This is a genomic window from Bifidobacterium sp. M0404, assembly GCF_016101415.1.
Classification (GTDB): Bacteria; Actinomycetota; Actinomycetes; order Actinomycetales; family Bifidobacteriaceae; genus Bombiscardovia; species Bombiscardovia polysaccharolytica.
Map to the genome: position 1 here is coordinate 270685 of NZ_JACFQP010000001.1, position 19250 is coordinate 289934.

At 61.9% G+C, this 19250-nt stretch carries 14 protein-coding genes, 3 pseudogenes and 1 riboswitch; of the genes and pseudogenes, 11 read left to right on the forward strand and 6 right to left on the reverse strand.

Features of this window, described 5'->3' with window-relative positions:
- The first annotated feature begins 4 nt into the window (after nucleotides 1–4).
- Nucleotides 5–1201, forward strand: coding sequence for an Mrp/NBP35 family ATP-binding protein (locus H3T93_RS01125; RefSeq protein ID WP_144177331.1), 1197 nt, complete (start codon nucleotides 5–7; stop codon nucleotides 1199–1201).
- 38 nt (nucleotides 1202–1239) lie between these two features.
- On the opposite strand, the gene H3T93_RS01130 is transcribed toward H3T93_RS01125, so the two are convergent.
- The 5 genes from H3T93_RS01130 to H3T93_RS01150 all read right to left on the reverse strand — a co-directional run bounded on the left by H3T93_RS01130 (nucleotide 1240) and on the right by H3T93_RS01150 (nucleotide 7409).
- Nucleotides 1240–2586 (reverse strand): MFS transporter, encoded by a 1347-nt coding sequence (locus H3T93_RS01130; RefSeq protein WP_144177329.1) that lies wholly within the window; start codon nucleotides 2584–2586, stop codon nucleotides 1240–1242.
- Between the two features lie 202 nt (nucleotides 2587–2788).
- On the reverse strand, nucleotides 2789–4225 hold the full coding sequence (gene glnA, locus H3T93_RS01135; protein ID WP_046323088.1) for a type I glutamate--ammonia ligase: 1437 nt from the start codon (nucleotides 4223–4225) through the stop codon (nucleotides 2789–2791).
- A 145-nt stretch (nucleotides 4226–4370) separates the two neighbouring features.
- Entirely contained in the window at nucleotides 4371–5105 is a 735-nt protein-coding gene (locus tag H3T93_RS01140) for a DUF4191 domain-containing protein (protein WP_046323087.1), read from the reverse strand.
- 48 nt (nucleotides 5106–5153) lie between these two features.
- Nucleotides 5154–6641 carry a dihydrolipoyl dehydrogenase family protein gene (locus H3T93_RS01145; RefSeq protein ID WP_144177327.1) on the reverse strand — a complete coding sequence of 496 codons (1488 nt, stop codon included), beginning with the start codon at nucleotides 6639–6641 and terminating at the stop codon, nucleotides 5154–5156.
- Between the two features lie 141 nt (nucleotides 6642–6782).
- Nucleotides 6783–7409 (reverse strand): DUF3043 domain-containing protein, encoded by a 627-nt coding sequence (locus H3T93_RS01150; RefSeq protein WP_144177325.1) that lies wholly within the window; start codon nucleotides 7407–7409, stop codon nucleotides 6783–6785.
- A gap of 66 nt (nucleotides 7410–7475) precedes the next feature.
- Here H3T93_RS01150 and H3T93_RS01155 point away from each other — a divergent pair, with 66 nt between their 5' ends.
- From H3T93_RS01155 to H3T93_RS09290, 5 genes and pseudogenes are all read left to right on the forward strand, one after another.
- On the forward strand, nucleotides 7476–8852 hold the full coding sequence (locus H3T93_RS01155) for a dipeptidase (RefSeq protein ID WP_144177322.1): 1377 nt from the start codon (nucleotides 7476–7478) through the stop codon (nucleotides 8850–8852).
- A gap of 28 nt (nucleotides 8853–8880) precedes the next feature.
- A riboswitch (TPP riboswitch) is annotated at nucleotides 8881–8996 on the forward strand.
- Between the two features lie 49 nt (nucleotides 8997–9045).
- On the forward strand, nucleotides 9046–9720 hold the full coding sequence (locus H3T93_RS01160) for an ECF transporter S component (RefSeq protein WP_082097765.1): 675 nt from the start codon (nucleotides 9046–9048) through the stop codon (nucleotides 9718–9720).
- 10 nt (nucleotides 9721–9730) lie between these two features.
- Nucleotides 9731–10291 (forward strand): annotated as a pseudogene (locus H3T93_RS09280) (energy-coupling factor ABC transporter ATP-binding protein); the annotation flags it as partial.
- Nucleotides 10292–10504: 213 nt separating this feature from the next.
- A pseudogene (locus tag H3T93_RS09285) lies at nucleotides 10505–11188 on the forward strand (energy-coupling factor ABC transporter ATP-binding protein); the annotation flags it as partial.
- 309 nt (nucleotides 11189–11497) lie between these two features.
- Nucleotides 11498–12226, forward strand: a pseudogene (locus H3T93_RS09290) (energy-coupling factor transporter transmembrane component T family protein); the annotation flags it as partial.
- A 112-nt stretch (nucleotides 12227–12338) separates the two neighbouring features.
- On the opposite strand, the gene H3T93_RS01170 reads toward H3T93_RS09290, so the two are convergent.
- Nucleotides 12339–12959, reverse strand: a complete 621-nt coding sequence (locus tag H3T93_RS01170) for a superoxide dismutase (RefSeq protein WP_015022073.1) — start codon at nucleotides 12957–12959, stop codon at nucleotides 12339–12341.
- A gap of 220 nt (nucleotides 12960–13179) precedes the next feature.
- On the opposite strand from H3T93_RS01170, the gene H3T93_RS01175 reads away from it, so the two are divergent.
- From H3T93_RS01175 to H3T93_RS01195, 5 genes are all read left to right on the forward strand, one after another.
- Nucleotides 13180–14100 carry a TrmH family RNA methyltransferase gene (locus H3T93_RS01175; RefSeq protein ID WP_144177319.1) on the forward strand — a complete coding sequence of 307 codons (921 nt, stop codon included), beginning with the start codon at nucleotides 13180–13182 and terminating at the stop codon, nucleotides 14098–14100.
- Nucleotides 14101–14169: 69 nt separating this feature from the next.
- The gene (pheS, locus tag H3T93_RS01180) at nucleotides 14170–15237 is read left to right on the forward strand and encodes a phenylalanine--tRNA ligase subunit alpha (protein ID WP_110413115.1); all 1068 of its coding nucleotides are present in this window, start codon (nucleotides 14170–14172) and stop codon (nucleotides 15235–15237) included.
- 7 nt (nucleotides 15238–15244) lie between these two features.
- On the forward strand, nucleotides 15245–17851 hold the full coding sequence (pheT, locus tag H3T93_RS01185) for a phenylalanine--tRNA ligase subunit beta (RefSeq protein ID WP_144177318.1): 2607 nt from the start codon (nucleotides 15245–15247) through the stop codon (nucleotides 17849–17851).
- A 26-nt stretch (nucleotides 17852–17877) separates the two neighbouring features.
- Nucleotides 17878–18486, forward strand: coding sequence for a DUF4190 domain-containing protein (locus H3T93_RS01190; RefSeq protein WP_144177317.1), 609 nt, complete (start codon nucleotides 17878–17880; stop codon nucleotides 18484–18486).
- Nucleotides 18487–18606: 120 nt separating this feature from the next.
- The gene (locus tag H3T93_RS01195) at nucleotides 18607–19197 is read left to right on the forward strand and encodes a DJ-1/PfpI family protein (RefSeq protein WP_198214727.1); all 591 of its coding nucleotides are present in this window, start codon (nucleotides 18607–18609) and stop codon (nucleotides 19195–19197) included.
- The last annotated feature ends 53 nt before the right edge of the window (nucleotides 19198–19250 follow it).

The window sequence follows — 19250 nt, forward strand, 5'->3', positions numbered from 1 at the left end:
CGGCATGGAACAAGTAGAGCATCGCAAGGAAGGGACCCGGGATCTGGAGGAGCTGCCTCGAAGAATCAAGGGGGAGGTCTATGAGCGGCTCAGTCGGGTCATCGATCCAGAGCTGGGACGGTCCATTACCGATTTGGGCATGATCACCGACATCATTGTCGAGCCAGCCAGGGATGCGCAGGCCGACTATGAGGTGACTGTGCGGGTGGAACTGACCATCAAGGGATGCCCGTTGTCGACCACCATCACCAACCAGATCAACGGCACCGTGACCTCCTACCCGCGAGCCCGGCTGCGCCCGCATATCGATGTCTCCTCTATGAGTCGGGAGAAGCTGGACAACCTCGTGGCCGACCTTAAGGCCGCCCGGCGCAGCAACCCCTTCTCCAAGCCCGGCGTGGGCACCCGCATCTTCGCCATTGCCTCGGGCAAGGGCGGTGTGGGCAAGTCCTCGGTGACAGTCAATCTTGCGGCCACGCTGGCTGCCCTAGGCTATGACACGGCTGCCATCGACGCGGACATCTACGGATTCTCCCTGCCTGGGCTCTTCGGTGTACACAGCCGGCCCACCAATCTGCACGGCATGCTGATGCCGGTCACCGCATGGGGGGTCAAGCTGATTTCCATCGGCATGTTCGCCGGGTCGGACCGTGCCATTCTCTGGAGGGGTCCGCGCCTGCAGCGCTCGCTGGAACAGTTCCTCTCCGATGTCTGGTGGGGGGACCCCGACGTGCTCCTGCTGGATCTGGCTCCAGGCACCGGAGACATGGCCCTGTCCGTGGCCCAGGCCCTGCCTAACAGCCGGCTGATTGTGGTCACCACCCCCCAGCCCTCGGCTTCGGATGTGGCCGTGCGTTCAGGACTGGTGGCCCTCCAGCTGCCTACCAAGGTTCAGGGTGTGATCGAAAACATGTCCTGGTACGAGCACAATGGTGAGCGGCTGCGCATCTTCGGTCAGGGAGGCGGCCAGCGTGTGGCCGACCAGCTGACCCGTGACTTGGGGTATCAGGTGCCCCTGCTGGAGCAGCTACCCCTGCAGACTGACCTGCGCGAATCGGGGGAGTCCGGCCGACCGGCTGTCCTCAGATCAGACGGCTCCCTGGATGATTCGCCGCTGACCAAACGATTCGTGGACCTGGCCAAGACCCTGATGGCAGGTTCGGAACCTGGCGATGCCCGTCGGGCCGCCGGTGAAGGCTGACTCTACGTTTTTAATCCGGTGCCGTACCTTGTCTGAGATTAGACGGCGGCCGGGCTCTTCTGACTGGTGATCTGCCGCGAGGGAATGGCCAGGAACCAGGGGACTGCCAGCACGACCAGACCGATGGCGCACATGGCCAGGAAGGGAATGACCTCATGTCCGGCCAGGATGTAGGAGGCGAACATGGGTCCCACGATGTAGCCCAGGGAGGCGGCCGTGTTGAGTAACCCGAACATGCGTCCGCTGAACGATGGCCCGGCCAGCTCGGCGGCCACCACCGGCTGTGAGATGCCCATCATGACCTCGCCCAGCCCGAAGATGGTGATGCCTAGGGAGGCCACGCTTAGGGCGCCGGGGGTGGAATCCAGGCGCAGGCCCAGGACGATGATCACCCAGGCCGCAGCCCAGAAGACCGGCACGGTGCGCAGCATTCGCACATGGTTGGCGTCCTTGAGGCGGGGCAGCAGTACGATGTTCATGATGACCACCGAGAAGGTGTTGACCACGTCCACCACTGACAGGGACCAGCGGGGGATGTGCGGATCGGAGATCAGAGTGGTGACCAGGCCGGCGTCGAACTGGGAGTAGCCGAACAGGTCCATGAAGAAGGTGCCTAAGGTCAGCAGGGCCATGGAGGCAAGCACCCTGGTCAAAGAGCTGGTACGCCCTCCGAAGGTGCCGTTGATGGTCTTGTTTTCCTTGCTGTTTGGTTGGCTGACCTGAAGGGCACGGGTTGCCCCGGCAGATTCCTTGATGACCTCCCGCTCTGCCTTGGCCTTGAGCTCAGCCGTCAACCGACGCAGCTGCCAGTGGCGTTCAATGACCAGCAGGGACAGGCTGAGCAGAGCGAATCCCAGAGCTCTGCCGCCGAAGCCAATGCGATAGAGGAAGTCCTGACCTCCTGCGGCCAGCAGTCCGCCCACGGCCGCTCCAAGGCCGATGCCCAGGTTGAGCTCGGCCTGGTTTATTCCGTAGACGATTCGGTGCTGCTCCCTGGTGGAGATCTGCGTCAGAATGCTGGCCCAGGAAGTCTGCATGCCCATCCCCAGGCCCGAGACGAAGGCTCCCGCCACTGCTGCCCGGTAGTCGTGGGCGACGGTGAAGATCAGGGGGCCGATGACCGAGAAGATCATGGCCGTGTGCATGGCCAGCCAGGAGGAGCGACGGTCTGAGACCCAGCCAATGATGGGGTTGGAGATCAGCGATCCCACCGAGCTGATGGTCACCAGGAGGGCGGCCTCGCTCATGGTGGCACCCAGGGAATGGGTGGCAAAGAGCAGTTCGATGGGCATGACCAGGCCGATGCCGAAGTTGCACATGAGGTCCACGATGAGCATGGCTCGCAGATATACGGGCAACTCCATGAACTCACGCAGCCAGCGCATCGATCTCCACCTCCATCGGATCTGTTTTCATGCCTCTCCTCATTCTGGCCTGACCGCCAGCCGGGATGCCGGGACTGGCGTGTTGCCGTCAATGGGCGGATGCCGATGGTCGTGATAATGCAAAGAGGCCCGACCCTTCAGCAGGAAGGATCGGGCCTTATGTGACCTGGCCGGCTAAGTCGGCGTCAGTCGTTATGCGAACTCAGATGTGGAAGTAGAGCTCATACTCCAGGGGGGTGGGGGCCAGACGGGTCTGGTCCAGCTCGCCGCGCTTCAAGTCCAGCCAGGTCTGAATCAGGTCGTCGGTGAAGACATCGCCTTCGCTCAGGAAGTCGTGATCCTCCTCCAGAGCGTTCAGAGCCTCCTCCAGGGAGCCGGGTACCTGCTTGATCTGGGCATGCTCTTCTGGAGGCAGCTCATAGAGGTCCTTGTCGATGGGGGCCGGTGGCTCGGTGTGGTTGAGGATGCCGTCCAGTCCTGCCATCAGCTGGGCCGAGAAGGCCAGGAAGGGGTTGCAGGAGGGGTCGGGGGCGCGGAACTCGATCCTCTTGGCAGCCGGTGAAGTGCCGGCCAGGGGGATGCGGATGGCTGCCGATCGGTTCCGGGCCGAGTAGACCAGGTTGACCGGGGCCTCATAGCCGGGCACCAGCCGCTTGTAGGAGTTGGTGGAGGGGTTGGTAAAGGCCAGGACGGACGAGGCATGCTCAATCAGGCCGCCGACATACCAGCGGGCGATGTCGGAGAGTCCGCCGTAGCCATTCTCGTCATAGAAGAGGGGCTTGCCATCCTTCCAGAGGGACTGGTGGCAGTGCATGCCGGTCCCATTGTCCCCAGCGATGGGCTTGGGCATGAAGGTGGCCGCCTTGCCGGCCAGGGCAGCGGTCTCGTGGACCACGTACTTATACTTCATCAGATCGTCGCCAGCGTGCAGCAGGGTGTTGAAACGGTAGTTGATCTCCTGCTGGCCGGCGCCGCCCACCTCGTGATGGGAACGCTCCAGAACCAGGCCCACCTTCTGCAGGTTGGCAACCATGTCGTCGCGCAGATCTTGGTAGTGGTCGATGGGTGGTACGGGGAAGTAGCCCCTCTTGACACGATTCTTGAAGCCGATGTTGTCGGAGCCATCCTCCTCGACATCCACGCCTGAATTCCATGGGGCCTCGATCGAGTCGACCTCATAGAAAGAGCGCTGCATGCTGTTCTCGAAACGGACCTTGTCGAAGATGAAGAACTCAGCCTCAGGAGCGAAGGAGGCCGTGTCGGCGATTCCCGTGGAGCGCAGGTAGGCCTCGGCCTTGGAAGCGATCTGCCGGGGATCACGCGAGTAGGGCTCGTCGGTCACCGGGTCCACGATGGAGAAAGCCACATTCATAGTGCGATGACGGCGGAAGGGATCCAGATAGGCGGTTTCAGGGTCCGGAATCAGCTTCATGTCGGACTCATTGATGGCTTGGAATCCCTGTACGGAGGAGCCGTCGAAGGCCATGCCGTCCGTGAAGGCGTCCTTGAGAAATTCGCTGGCAGGTACGGTGAAGTGCTGCTGGACGCCGATCAGATCCGTGAACCTGACTGAGACGTATTCCACGCCCTCCTGGTTGATCACAGCTTCGCAATCGGCCTTTGATTTCAGTTCTCTCACTGAACTGCTCCTTTCCTGGAAAACCGTAACGGTCACCCAGTCTAGGGGACCGCTTTTTTCGGTAATGCGCCGCTGAGGTTACGGGGGTGTTTCATGCGAAGGTCCCGGCGCCTCCCTTGGGGAGAGACCGGGACCTTCAAAAACATCAGCGTCCGCGCATGGCCTTTCGGCTGACGTGTATCTTGGTCGGATCGATGCCCTTGGGCATCCCCAAGGCGCTCTGCCGCTTTTGCAGGGTGACCAGCCGGTCGTTGAGGGTCTCCAGCTCAGTGGGTGTCAGCTTGATCTTCTTCTTGATCACGGTGCGCTGGAGCTTGTTGAGCGGGACCTGGTCAGGGCCGTGGCCCACGCTGATGCGGTAGATGGGGATGGCCGATCCGCGGGTGATGCGGCGGATCTTCTCCTCTTCGCGGTTCATGGCCTTGTTGACACGGTTGTAGTCGCCCTCGGCTATCAGGTAGACCCCGGTGCGGCCGGTGCCCCTCCAGACGGCGTCCTTGGTCTTGGCATCGATCCAGACGGGTTCCTGGGGGAAGGAGAAGCCTGCCTTGGAGATGCTGCTCAGCACGGCGGCGGCAGCGCCTGGACGGCCCTCCATCTTGGCGTAGCCGACCCTGTCGGAGCGCCTGGTCAGGGTCATGGTGGCCAGGAGCAGGCCGACCATAATGCCTAGAAGCACGGTCAGAATCCAGGACAACCAGCCGAAGTGGGCCAGCAGGCAGATCACCACTGCTATCAGTGTGGGCACCAGAATGGCCGCGGCCAGCAGCCAGGGAAGGGCCTTGTCCTCTGCGTAAGTGAATTGATATATCTTGACGATCTGACTGATCGTGCTGTTCTTCTTTTTTGCTTTTTTGCCCTTGGTGTCCTCTGTAGCCATGCCATCCTCACTCGGAAACGTTCACTGGTTGACCAGTCTACCGCATGCCTAACGCATATTCAGGGGTCTGCCGTCAGCCTTGAGCAGGGCCTCTCCAATGGCTTCCGAGAAGGTGGGATGGGGGTGGATGAGCCCGGCTGCCCGGTGCAGGGGAATCTGGTTGCCCACCAGCTGCTGAGCCTCGGCAATATTCTCGGAGGCTTGGGGAGATACCATCTCCAGACCGACCACTATCTGCTTCTCCATGTCGGTGGCTTGGCAGGCGGTGATCAGGCTGAGGGTGCCCTGCATGCCGCTCATGCGCATGCGCGAGTTGGACATCATAGGGTAGATGGTCTCCCTGACCTGGTTCAGCGATGGATCGTCCTCGGCTTCCTGACGGCTGAAGCCCACAGCTGCGGCCTGGGGGGAGGAGAAGACCACGCGGGGAATGGTGGCCTCGTTGACCGGCTCGGGGTCCAGACCGGAGGCGGCATCAGCCAGGGTGATGCCCTGTTGGAAGGCCCTGTGGGCCAGATGGTGACCCGGGGTGATGTCCCCCAGGGCCCAGACCCGATCACGGCTGGTGCGCCCCTGAGAGTCGGTCAGGACCTGGCCATGTTCGTCCAGGTCAATGCCCAGCTCCTTCATGTGCTCGGGGTCAGTATTGGGATCCCTGCCGATGGCCACCAAGACCAGATCAGTTTCGATTGCTCCCGCCTGGCCCTTGTCATCCGTTGGCTGGTAGTCGACCTGAATGCCTCCATCAGCGGGTAGACGGTGCCCGCCCGAACAGCGGGCATGGGTGATGATCTGAATTCCCTGACGCTCCAGCTCCCGGGTCATGATCTGCCCGGTCCGGCGACCCCAGTGGGAGAGCACCCGGTCCCGTCTGACCATCAGGGTCACCTGACAACCGGCTTGATTCCAAATGGTGGCGAATTCCAGGGCTACAGCCCCTGATCCAATAATCAAGGCGCGTCGGGGGAAAGGTTTGAGGGTCAGGGCCCGGTCAGTGTCAATGACCAGATCATCGAAGGGGAGTTCTTCCAGGGCCCTGGCATGAGAACCGGTGGCCAGGATGGTGTCGCAGGTGGTCAGACGGGTTCGATCGCCGTCATCGTCGGTTACCTCCACCAGGCCGTCGCCGACGATGGTGCCGTGGCCGTGTACCACTGTGATGTCACGTTGCTTCAGCAGGCTCGACAGGCCGCCGGTCATGGCGTCTACCATTCGGTCCTGATAATCCTGGAGCTTCTGGTAGTCGATATTGGCCGACTCGACATTGATGCCCATGGCGGCCCCAAGGTCGGCCTGTTCGAGAACCTGTGTGGCGGTCAGCAGGGCCTTGGTGGGGATGCATCCTCGGTTCAGGCAGACGCCGCCAACCACAGGGTCCTGTTCGACCAGGGCCACCCGTCCGCCCAGCTCTGCTGTGCGAAGGGCCGTGGCATAGCCGCCCGGGCCGGATCCGATGATGATGGTGTCGTACTGGCGGCTGTTGGCATCCCAGGGGTCGAGAGACTCTGTACCGGGTTGGTTGATCGATTGCTGCATAGCAATCCATGCTAGCCGTACAGGCTGGGAGAATGAAGACCATTAGCAGAATGTGGAGTGAATACGAAGAACGCCCGGAACCTCAAGTGGAACCGAGCGACGCGGCTAATTGATGGATCAGTGAGTCAGGGCAACCGGCTGTCACTTGGGCCAGTGCCCACGCTTGCTCTGGTTGGGCTTGGGGACCCTCCACCGCCGGACCATCATGGCCCGCTGCCAGGCATAGGAGGCCGAGCGTGAGCCCTTGGCCACCGAGCGCTCGCCGAATTTGTCGATCAACAGGCGCTTGAGTTTGCGCCACATCAGCCAGGTATCGACCAGGGCCACGATCAGGTAGCCGTATAGAAGAATGGTCACCACCATGGTGAATGTGGCATAATATTTCGGACCTACGAACATGCCCATCAGGGTGGCCACGAACATGAGGATGATGGCCGGGAAGATCCATTCCAGCAGATTGAAGCGGGCGTCCACATAGTCGCGGATGTAGATTCTCCAGGGCAGACGCTCCGACTTGGGCATGTGGTCGATGTCGCCGGTCCTCATGGCCTCATACTGGGCATCCTCACGGGCTCGGATCCGGGCCTTGGCGGCCTTACGTGAGGCCTTACGGTCCTTGGGGACCAGCGGACGCAGGTTCCTTGCCTCGGCCTGCTTGCGCTTGGGTGTGGGGCGTCCCTTGCCTCGTACCTCTGCAGCTGCGGCGGCCTGGTCCGCCTCAGCCTCTTTGTCCCGTCGATCCTTGCGTGAGAAGGGGTTCCATGTCATGCGAACAGGTTACGGTGACGCCTAGACTCGCAAGCATTGATTCACAAGCAATTACAGGAGGTAGCGATGGCAAAGCTGGGCCTGGAAACGATCCGCACACGTGTTCAGGACGATGAGAGCCGGGTCGTCGATCTGCTCAAGGACAAGATCGCCCTGGCCTCGGTTTCAGCCAAGGGAATCACCGGGGATCACATGCGGCGCTCAGCCGACTATGTGGCCGGACAGCTGCGGCAGGTGGGTGTGGACGCCCATGTGGTCCAGTCCACCAATCCTGACGGGACTCCGGGTGCCTTCGAGGTCATCGGATCCCGTCAAGTGAATCCCAATGCTCCGACTGTCCTGCTCTATGCTCATCACGATGTGCAGCCGGTGCCCGATCCCTCCCAGTGGTCCACTGATCCCTTTACCGGTGTGGAGAAGGAGGGACGGCTCTACGGACGTGGGTCGGCCGACGACGGAGGCGGTATTGCCATCCACTCGGGTGCCTTGCATGCCTTGGGCAAGGACCTGCGCGTCAACGTCAAGGTCTTTATTGAGGGGGAGGAGGAGATGGGCTCGCGAAGCTTCATCCCCTTCCTTCAGGCTCATCGGGACGACTTCGCCTCGGATCTGATCATCGTGGCTGACTCGGGCAACTGGTCGGCGGACACCCCAAGCCTGACCACCTCTCTGCGAGGGAATGCGGACCTGGATGTCACGGTCACAGCCCTGGAGCATCCGGTCCACTCCGGCCAGTTCGGCGGGCCTATTTTGGATGCCAACACTTTGGCTGCCATGCTGATCGCCTCCATGTATGACGACCAGGGTCAGCTTGCGGTGCCCGGCCTGGAGAGCGGCCAGCCTATCGGCGGCCTGCAGCGTGACCTGGACCAGGCCCAGCTGCGTTCAGATGCCGGTGTCGTGGACTCCTACCGGCTGGCCGGAACCGACTCCCTGGCATCCCGTCTCTGGACCAAGCCGGCAGCGGCGGTGATTGGCTTCGACACCCACCCGGTGGAGGGCTCCTTCAACGTACTGGCCGATAAGACCCGCTTCCGCATTTCCCTGCGTACTGCGCCCACCCAGCGGCCTGAGCAGGCCGCGCAGGCCCTGGCCGATTTCTTGATCGCCCATGCACCTCAAGGGGCCAAGGTGGAGGTCACGCCCAGCAATATGGGCATGGGGTGGGCCATGGATGCCGACAGCCCGGTGGTCCGGCAGGCCGAGGAGGCTATGCGGCAGGCCTTTGGACGCGACCCGGTCAACAAGGGCGAGGGCGGATCGATCCCCTTCATCCCCGAGCTCAAGCGGCTCTTCCCTGAGGCCCAGGTCCTGGTGACCGGCCCCGAGGATCCCCAGTCCAACGCCCACAGCCCAAATGAGTCCATCTCCCTGCAGGGGCTGGTCGACAACATCATCACCGAGGCCCTTTTGTTGGATTCCCTAGGCGAGGGTCAGAACTGACTTTTTTGACCACGGCGTGTTCTAAGGTAATAGGTGACACGGGGGCCGTATGCCTGAGGGCGTGCGGCTGAGAGGAGGCTCAGCCTCAACCGGACGAACGTTTACCGGGTAATGCCGGCGCACGGATGTCACTGGACCCGTGCCTGAACGGGATGGCGCTCATAGGGAGCGCCCCGAGGAAAGGCACAAGATCATGACCGATGGTCATTTCATAAACAACACTGCTTCTGGATCAGAGCCGGAGTCTGAAGGAACTCCATCCCAGGTCAGAATCCCCTCCAAACGGTGGAGGGTGGTGGATATCGCCGTAGCCTCGGTCATCGGGGTGGCCTCCGCCGTCATCTACTGGGTGGTCGCCATGGTAACCACCATTCCCTGGTCCTTCCTGGACGGGGTTGTGCCCGGTCTGGGCGGCATTCTCAACGGCCTCTACCTGTTCGCCGGGCCCCTGGCATCGGTCATCGTGCGCAAACCGGGTGCTGCCGTCTATGCCGAGCTGGTCGCCGCCATCCTGGAGTCGCTGCTGGGCAGCCTTTGGGTGCCTGTGGAGACCATACTGATCGGCCTGCTTCAGGGCTTCATGGCCGAACTGGTCTTTATGCTGCTGCGTTACCGGCGTTGGAACATGTCCACGGTGGCACTGTCGGGTGCTGCCGCTGGTTTCGGCTGCTGGCTGTACTCCTTCTGCACGCACTTGCAGGCCATCAACCTCACCGGCCCCTATGGTGTGATCTATCTGATAGCCACCCTGATTTCGGGCGCTCTGATCGCCGGAGTACTGGTTTGGTACCTCTACAAGGCCATTGCCGCCACCGGGGCTCTGGACCGCTTCGCCTCCGGCCGTGATATTCGTATGGCCGGGAAGTAGAGGCTCGGGCGTGGATCAGAGCATCCAAGACAATCCCTATCGACCCGCAGCCTTGGAACTGCGTGGCTGGGGTTATCGGCATGCCTACAGGAACCACTTCGCCGTCAGGGATTTGTCCCTGAGCATTCCTGCAGGTCAGCGGGTGCTTCTGCTGGGAGCCTCCGGCATTGGCAAATCGACCATCCTTGAGGGTGTGGCCGGATTGCTGGGCGATTATGCCCCGCAGAGTGGTCAGGACCAGGTTGAGGACGATGAGGGCGGAGTGACTCAGGGCCAGGTCCTGATTGACGGCAATCCCGCCGTATCCAGCCGGGGGCGAGTGGGTTTGGTCCTGCAGGATCCGGATGCTCAGGCCATCTTTCAGCGGCTAGGCGACAATGTGGCCTTCGGGCCGGAGAACATGGGGCTGTCCCGCGAGGAGATTTGGCCACGGGTGCGAAAGGCCATGGCCGAGGTGGGTTTGGCTGACCTGCAGCTTACCCGGTCCACCATGCATCTGAGCGGAGGACAGATGCAGCGTCTGGCCTTGGCGGGCGCCCTGGCCATGCAGCCTGGGTTGCTCTTATTGGACGAGCCTACGGCCAACCTGGACCCGGTCGGCGTTGAGCAGATAGTCGATGCCGTGAGAAAGGTCCTGGACCGGCAAGGCTCCACCATGGTTTTGGTCGAGCACCGGGCAGGGCCTTGGATGGACATGATCGACCGGGTCATCGTGCTTGGGCTGGGCGAGGTTGAAGATGGCGCCGGCGGTTCGGGTGCTGCGGCCTATCGCAAGACTGTGATCATGGCCGACGGCAGCCCCCGGGAGGTCTTCACTGATTCCGGGTTGGACCTGGCATCCCTGGGTGTCTGGGTTCCAGAAGCCTATAGGAGCGCCAGGGATTCGCTCCCCGAGCTTGGACGGGTCCAGGCCAGTTCAAGGCAATCCGGCTTCGGCCAGGATGATCATCCCGTCCTGCTGGTTGCTCAGGATCTGGCGGTGGGCCGCCAGGGTAAGGCAGTGGCCGAGCACATCAATCTGGAATTCAGGGCTGGTCAGGTCACCGCCTTGGTCGGGGCCAATGGGGCTGGCAAGTCCACTCTGGCCATGACCCTGGCTGGTCTGCTGGAGCCGGTTGCCGGTTCGGTCCTTGCCCAGGATCGCCTGCTCCGAGGACCCCAGGGGCATAAGCCTGCGGAGCCCGAGCCCATCCGGTGGACCTCATCCCAGCTGGCCGCGCGCATCGCCTACGTTTTTCAGAATCCTGAGCATCAGTTCGCCCGGGGCACGGTACTGGATGAGGTCAAACTGGCCCCCATCCGCACCGGCATGACCGAGGACCAGGCCCAGGCCCGCGCCCTGGGATTGTTGGGGCGCTTCAGGTTGAGGCAGTACGCGCGTGCCAACCCTTACACGCTCTCTGGCGGCGAGAAGCGGCGGCTCACCGTGGCCTCAGCTCTGGCCGCTGCACCCCAGGTGCTGATCCTTGACGAGCCCACCTTCGGCCAGGACAGGAACACCTGGGTCAGCATGGCCCAGCTGATTGCAGACCTTCGCGACCAAGGAGCCTGCATCATCCTGGTCACCCACGACCGGGAACTTGTCCAGGCCCTGGATGCCCGCCTGGTGGAAATGACGCCTCCGGGATTCCAGAAGGCCGTCTGGCCTGTAGCCGGGTCAGATTTGCAGGCTCATCAGGAGACTGTTGCTGCCAGACTGACCGTCACGCCCATGGATCAGCGGGACGAGCCGATCAAGCCGGCCAGCAGGTCGCCATACATAGCATCCATCAATCCGGCCTTCCGTCTGATCGGGGCCTTTCTGGCGGCTCTGCCCCTGTTGATCAGCCTGGACCCGGTCTCGGCCACGACGGCCCTGATACTGGAGTTCCTGCTGCTGGGTACTGCAGGCTTCACGCCCCTGCGCGTGGTCAGATCCACCTGGCCCATCTTCCTGGGGGCGCCAGGTTCGGCCCTGGCGATCATCCTCTATGGCAAGAGCGGCGGCGCCACCTTTTGGCAGTGGGGGATGATCCACATCACCCAGCGCTCGCTGGACCTGGCCCTGGCTACTGCACTGCGAATCCTGGCCATAGGAATCCCCGCCATCATCACTGTTCTGGGCATCGATGCCACCGACCTGGCCGACGCCTTCAGCCAGGTGCTCCATCTGCCTGACCGCTTCGTCTACGGGGGACTGGCAGGTATGCGGCTTTTTACTGTCCTCAAGGACGATTGGACGGCTCTGACCGCCTCGCGCCGTAGCCGTGGACTGGGCGATGAAAACCGCTTTAAGGCCTTTATGCCCCAAGCCTTCGCCCTGCTGGTTCTGTCGATCAGGCGTTCGACGACATTGGCTACAGCCATGGAGGCTCGAGGCTTCGGTGGCAGCACACCGCGCACCCATGCCAGGGTCTCCCAGGTCAGACCAAGTGATGTGGGCTTCCTGCTCATATGTCTATCTGTGCCTGCAATCTCACTGACCGTGGCTGCGCTGACCGGTTCCATCGCCTTCTTCGGCAACTGACTGTCAGGGTTTTCCGCAGCAGACTCCAGATATGGAGGGACCCCGGTCCTTTCTACCTCCCGCAGAGAGGGGAAAGGACCGGGGTCCGCCTGTGGTTGGAAGCGCCGGTCTTTTACCTGGCCAGAGTGGTGTTGATGTTGCGCACCTCGTCGAACCGCTTGGAGGCGTCCTCCCAGTTGACGATGTGCCACCAGGCCTTGACGTAGCTGGCCCGGTCGTTCAGGTACTCCAGGTAGTAGGCGTGCTCCCAGAGGTCCAGCAGGACCAGCGGGAAGATGGTGACTGGCAGGTTGCCCTGGTGGTCGTACATCTGCAGGGTGACCAGGCGCTCACCCAGCGTATCCCAGGCAAGGACGGCCCAGCCGGAGCCCTGGATGCCTGCGCACATGGACTCGAAGTAGGTCTGGAAGCCCTGGAAGGACCCGAACTGGTCCTCGATGGCGGCCTTGAGTTCGCCAGTGGGCTCCTGGCCGATGGCCGGGGCCATGTTCTTCCAGAAGATGGAGTGGTTCTTGTGCCCGGCCAGGTTGAAGGCCAGGTTCTTCTCCAGCAGGTTGGACTGGGCCACGTTGCCGGACTCGGCCGCGTCATGAATCTGCTCCAGGGCCTTGTTGGCCCCGTTCACATAAGCCTGATGGTGCTTATCATGGTGCAGCTCCATAATCTTGCCGGACACGTACGGCTCCAGTGCCGAGTAGTCGTAGGGCAGATCGGGAAGTGTGTATACGGGCATATCGTCTCCTCACAATGATTCTGGCCAAGCCAGATGTGCCATGGTCGGTCTGCGCCATACCAGCTGTGGACGTGGTCGACCCGACCGGTTCTTTTACCCTAGCCCCTTGTCCGGGGAGCACAAGGGGTGCAGGCCTTTCTTTCAGTGAACTTTCCCACAGATATAGGCTGATTGAGGTCCGATCGCAGAGCTTTCGACTGTCGAGGCTAGAGTTATGCCCATGCCCTTTGATGATTCCATTCTCGACAATCCCCATGCCCAACGAATTCGTCGCCTGGCTGAACTGCAGGATCGGCGGGCACGGCAGCGTCATGGCCGCTTCCTCATAGAGGGGCCGCAGAGTGTGCGCGAGGCGGTCCGCTGGCGTTCTGACCTGCTGACGGACCTCTATATTCAGTCGGACGAATCCTCTCCTGGAGCCCGGGGCGGTCATCCACGGCCGCTCAACGAGACTGTGGGCGCCATCGTGGAGCAGGCTCGGGAGCTGCCTGACTGCTACGGACATTTCGTCTCCGCCAGGGTCATGCGTGCCATCAGCGGCAATGCACAGGGGATCGTGGCCCAGGCGCGTACGGACGGATTTCTGACACAATCGATGGACTTCGAGGATCCCCAGCGCCTGACGAAAGAGGGGCCCGACCTGGTGGCAGCTTTCTGGCAGATTCGTGACCCGGGCAATGCTGGCACTGTGATCCGCACTGCCGATGCCGCTGGCTGCAAGGCAGTCATCCTGGTGGACCAGTGCGTGGAACTCACCAATCCTAAGGTCATTCGCTCCACGGCTGGATCGGCCTTTCACATACCCCTGATGACCATGGGCACCGAGGACTTCCTGGCCCTGTGCAGACGGCAGGGTCGGACCATGGTGGCGGCTGATGTCTATGGAACACCGGATAAGCCCGTCCGGTCCCTGACCGATCTGATGGCGAGCGGAGCCTTGACCAGACCAGACTCGGCGGGTAAGCCCATGGTTCTGCTCTTCGGCAATGAGGCACGCGGACTGCCCAAGGAGTTGTTGCAATCCATGGATCAGATCGTCCGCATTCCTCTATATGGGCGGGCTGAATCCCTCAACCTGGCCACCTCGGCGGCGGTGCTGCTCTACGCCATGGCCATGTCGAGTCGTATTGAAAGAATGTGAAGGCGTCAACGACCGGGATTTCCGCTGATTTGCGGCCCGGATACGGCATTGGCAACAGTGGAAAGGTCCATGGTGGCACAGGAAGAATTCGACCCCGCGGCGATGACCGACGAGGTCAACGAGGGCATCGGCAGGATTCGCGAGGCCTCTGATCTGGAGGAGCTCAAGGCGATCAAGGCCCGGTATGCGGGGACAGGTTCAGCCCTGGCCGGATCCGGTCGGATTATCGGTACGTTGCCAGCGGATCAGAAGAAGACCGCCGGCCGCCTAGCTGGCAAGCTCAAGGCTGACTTCGGTCGTGCCTACGGGCTCAAGGAGCGGCAGCTGCGCCAGGAGGAGGAATCCCGCCGTCTGGCTGCCGAGCAGGTGGATATGACCCTGCCGGTCAACCGCCATCCGCAGGGTGCCCGGCATCCACTGTCCAAGCTCATGGAGGACGTAGAGGACTTCTTCGTCTCCATGGGTTGGAGCATCGCCCAGGGCCCCGAGCTGGAAGCCGAGTGGTACAACTTCGATGCCCTTAACTTCGGCCCTGACCATCCTGCCCGCCAGATGCAGGATACCTTCTATGTCAAGGGCAGCCAGGCCAGGGACGCCGCCGGTTTCGTCGGTTCCAACATGGTCATGCGCACCCATACTTCGCCCGACCAGGCCCGTTCTCTGATAACCCGCGGCGTGCCGCTCTATGTGGCTTGCACGGGCAGGGTCTTCCGCACCGACGAACTGGATGCCACCCACACCCCGGTCTTTCACCAGTGCGAGGCCATCGCCGTCGACGAGCACCTGACCATGGCCGACCTCAAGGGCACCCTGGACAAGCTCGCCGTTGCCATGTTCGGTCCCGAGGCCCGGACCAGACTGCGTCCCTCATACTTCCCCTTCACCGAGCCCAGCGCCGAGATGGACCTCTGGTTCCCCGACAAGAAGGGCGGCCCTGGATGGATCGAATGGGGAGGCTGCGGCATGGTCAATCCCAATGTTCTGAGGTCGGCCGGCGTGGATCCGCAGCGCTACTCAGGCTTCGCCTTTGGTGTGGGCATGGAGCGCACCCTGCTCCTGCGCCACGACATCAACGACATGCACGACCTGGTCGAAGGTGACGTGCGGTTCAGCCAGCAGTTCGAGATGGGGGAGTGACCGTCAGATGCCAATGGTAGATATCGACTGGCTCAAGGAGCATGTGCAGGTCCCTGAGGATCTGACCTATGAACAGCTGGCCAAGGACTTGGTTCGGGTCGGTCTGGAGGAAGAGGACATTCATGAGTCCACGGTGACCGGTCCTATCGTGGTCGGCTATGTGGTGGATGCTGAGCCTGAACCTCAGAAGAACGGCAAGACGATCAACTGGTGCCATGTGGATGTGGGCGAGCAGTACAACGCTGTGGACGACCAGGGTCACAAGGTGCCTAGGGGCATCGTCTGCGGGGCCCCAAACATGGCTGCGGGCGAGAAGGTGGTGGTGACCCTGCCAGGGGCCGTCCTGCCTGGGGACTTCCGTATCGAACCGCGCAAGACCTACGGCCACATCTCGGACGGCATGTGTGCCTCCGAGCGTGAGCTGGGGCTGGGTTCGGACCATCAGGGCATCATCCTGCTGCGCAATTACGGGTTCACCCCCGAGCAGTACGAGCAGCTCAAACCCGGGGACGATGCCATGGCCCTTTTGCATATGAACAGGCCTGTCCTTGAGATCAACATCACCCCGGACCGTGGCTACGCCTTCTCCTACCGGGGAGTTGCCCGAGAATACCATCACTCCACGGGTGCCGAGTACACGGATCCGGTGGTTGAGCTGAACAAGACAGTGCCGGCCCCCGCAACTCAGGTGGATCAGGCTCCGCTGGCCGTACATATTGAGGACGACAATCCCATTCACGGTCAGCCCGGCTGCGACCGCTACTATCTGCGGGCTCTGACCGGGTGCGACCCCAAGGCGGCGACTCCCAGCTGGATGCGTCGTCGACTGGTTCGGGCCGGTATGCGTTCCATCAGCCTGCCGGTAGACATCACCAACTACGTCATGCTGGATCTGGGCCAGCCCCTGCACGCCTATGATCTGGACAAGCTCAGCGGGCCCATCGTAGTCCGTAGGGCCAGGCAGGGTGAGCACCTGACCACTCTGGATGGCAAGGATCGCGAGCTCAGCACCGAGGATCTGCTCATTACCGACTCGCCCGAGGGGCAAGAGGGATCCCGTATCTTGGGTCTGGCCGGAGTCATGGGCGGTCTGTATGGAGAGGTGACCGATCAGACGCGGAACATTCTGATTGAGTCCGCCCACTTCGACCAGGTGACCATCGCTCGGACCGCACGTCGTCACAAGCTGCCATCCGAGGCTTCCAAGCGCTTTGAGCGCGGGGTCGATCCGCAGATGCAGCCGGCTGCCGCGGCTATGGCCGCTGACCTGCTGCATCGCCTTGCCGGTGGCCAGGACCTGGATGCTCCGCTGGATATGAACCAGACCAAGCCCATGTCAGTCATCGACTTTGCTGTCAGCGAGGTGGCCAGGCTGACTGGACTGGATGTGGAACCCCAGCGCATTGTGGCCATTCTGCGCGACATAGGCTGCACGGTCCAAGGCGATCCTCAGGACCGGCTGTCCGTGACTCCGCCAACCTGGAGGCCCGACCTGGGCGAGGGCTGCGATCTGGTCGAAGAGGTGGCCCGCCTGGTGGGCTACGACCGTATCCCCGTCACCGTGCCATCACCCAAGGTTTCCGGAGCAATTGGTCTGACCGATCGCCAGCAGTGTCGCCGTTGGGTGGCTGACACCCTGGCCGAGTATGGGCTGACCGAGGTTCTGGACTATCCATTTGTCGGTGACAATGATTTCAAGGCCTTCGGCATGGATCCTGATGAGGTCCATATCAACAGCGTGGAGCTGGCCAACCCCATGGCCGCTGATAGGCCCTATCTGAGGCAGAGCCTGCTGCTGCCGCTGGCCAACACCGTGGAGCGCAACCTGCGACGTGGCAACACTGATGTGCGTCTCTTCGAGATCGGTTATGTCTTCCGTCGCGATCCCAAGGCTCCTGCGGTGCCTACACTTCCGGGCGGCGTACGGCCCAGCGACGAGGATTTGGCCCGCCTGGACCAGGGTCTGCCAGAGCAACGGCTGCATGTGGCGGCCTTGCTGACAGGCCGGGCCCAGGAAGACGGCTGGCTTAAGGACAGCAGGGATGTGGACTGGACCGATGCAGTCGAATCGGCTCGCCGGGTTTTGGACAGGCTGGGTGCCGATTATCGGCTGGAGCAACCCTCAGCCGAGCAGGTGCCTGACCAGTGGCATCCGGGCCGCACCGCCAGGCTGGTCCTGGATGACGGCACGCTCGTCGGCATGGTGGGCGAGCTGCATCCTCGGGTTGATCAGGCTCTGGGTTTCCCTGCCCATTCTGCCGCTTTCGAGCTGAGCCTGGACATGGTGCTGGACCACCTGGACTACACACCCCTGCAGGCCAAGCCGGTCTCGACCTTCCCGCCGGTCCGTCAGGATCTGGCCTTCACTGTGCCGGACACGGTCTCGGCAGCTGATCTGACTTCTGCCATCAGAGAAGCGGCTGGGTCTAGTCTTGAATCCATCGAGCTGTTCGACGTTTTCACTGGCGATCAGATCGGTGAGCATGCAAAATCACTGGCCTTCGCAGTCACCTTCCGCGCCCCGGACCGCACCTTGACGTCCGAGGACAGCGAATCCCTGCGTCAGGCCATCGTTGACAAGACTGCGGGTCTGGGCGCCGTACTGCGCGCTTGACCGGCATCACAAGGGGGCCGAGGGGCATGACGGATTCTCAAGAACAGGGCACAGCCGGTGGACCTGACCGCCAGGATCATGATGGAGGCGACCAGCCCTTGTACGGCGCACGCGCCGATCGTTATCCAGGATGGAATCCGTACATATACGGTCGCCCAGACCCCGAACCCAAGGCCAAGGAATCCGATTCGGCACAAGGCAACCCCGCCAACCGGCCTATGCCCATGGCGGGGCAGCCGGGTCCCGGTCGTGGCGGAAATCCTGGGAATCCTCAAACCCGTCCCGGCGCTCCGGTCTGGCCTCCCCAGGGCATGCCCGATCTGAACGACCCCTCCCAAAATCCGGCCTACGGCCACTGGGATCCCTGCGCCATCATCGCCTTCCTTATGGCCCTCTTCTTGCCCATGCCTGTGATTCCCGCTCTGCTGGGTGGCGTTTCCATGTATCGGACCCGTCGACTGCATATGAAGGGCTATGGATTGGCTATGGCTGCCCTGATCATCAACCTGCTTTTCACGCTTGCCTGGATCTGGCTGCTGGTCAACGGCATCTCCCTGAATGATTTCTACCAGCAGATGATGCCATCGCCCTCGACGGGCGGCGGCGGATCCGGCTCAGGTGGCGTCAGTGCCTGAAAACTCAAGGCGCTGGCTCCTTCTGGATGCGATTATGCATTTGCATTAGCCGGAATTCATGTTTGTGCATATGCTGTCAGCCTTGGGATATAGAGATCTACGAGGGGGATGTTCAATCAGATGGGTTTGGATATTAATATCGTCGTATTCGACGGGTTTGAACCCTTGGATGTTTTTGGCCCCTTTGAGGTTTTCATCAATACTGATGGCGCCCGAGTGCGGCTTTTCTCTCTTGACGGGCCAGGCTTGAAAGTCGGTGAGGGCGGTGTCAGGGTCGAAACTGTAGGGCCAGAAGATATCAATTCCCAAGGGGTTCTGCTGATACCCGGCGGGTCCGGTACTCGAACTCTGGTTGGGGACGACCAATGGACAGGGCAGCTGGCAAGCTTGGCCGCCAGGTCGCCGCAGGTAATGACGGTCTGCACAGGCTCGGCTCTCTTGGCTGCCGCTGGTGTGCTCGACGGTCGGCGTGCGACCTCAAATGACTTGGCCTTTGACTGGGTCGTCAGCACAGGGAAGCGTGTGGACTGGATCAAGGATGCGCGCTGGGTGGTCGATGGCAAGTTTCGTACATCTTCGGGTATCTCGGCCGGCATCGATATGGCCTTGGCCTTTGTAGAGGAGGCGTGCGGGTCCGAGGCTGCGGAAAAGGCCAGCAGGCAAATGGAATATATCCGCAACAGAGACTCCGGTTATGACCCCTTCGCATAGTTGAAAGTGTTGCACAGCTAGAGCAGAGATATAGCGACACGCCGAATTGCATA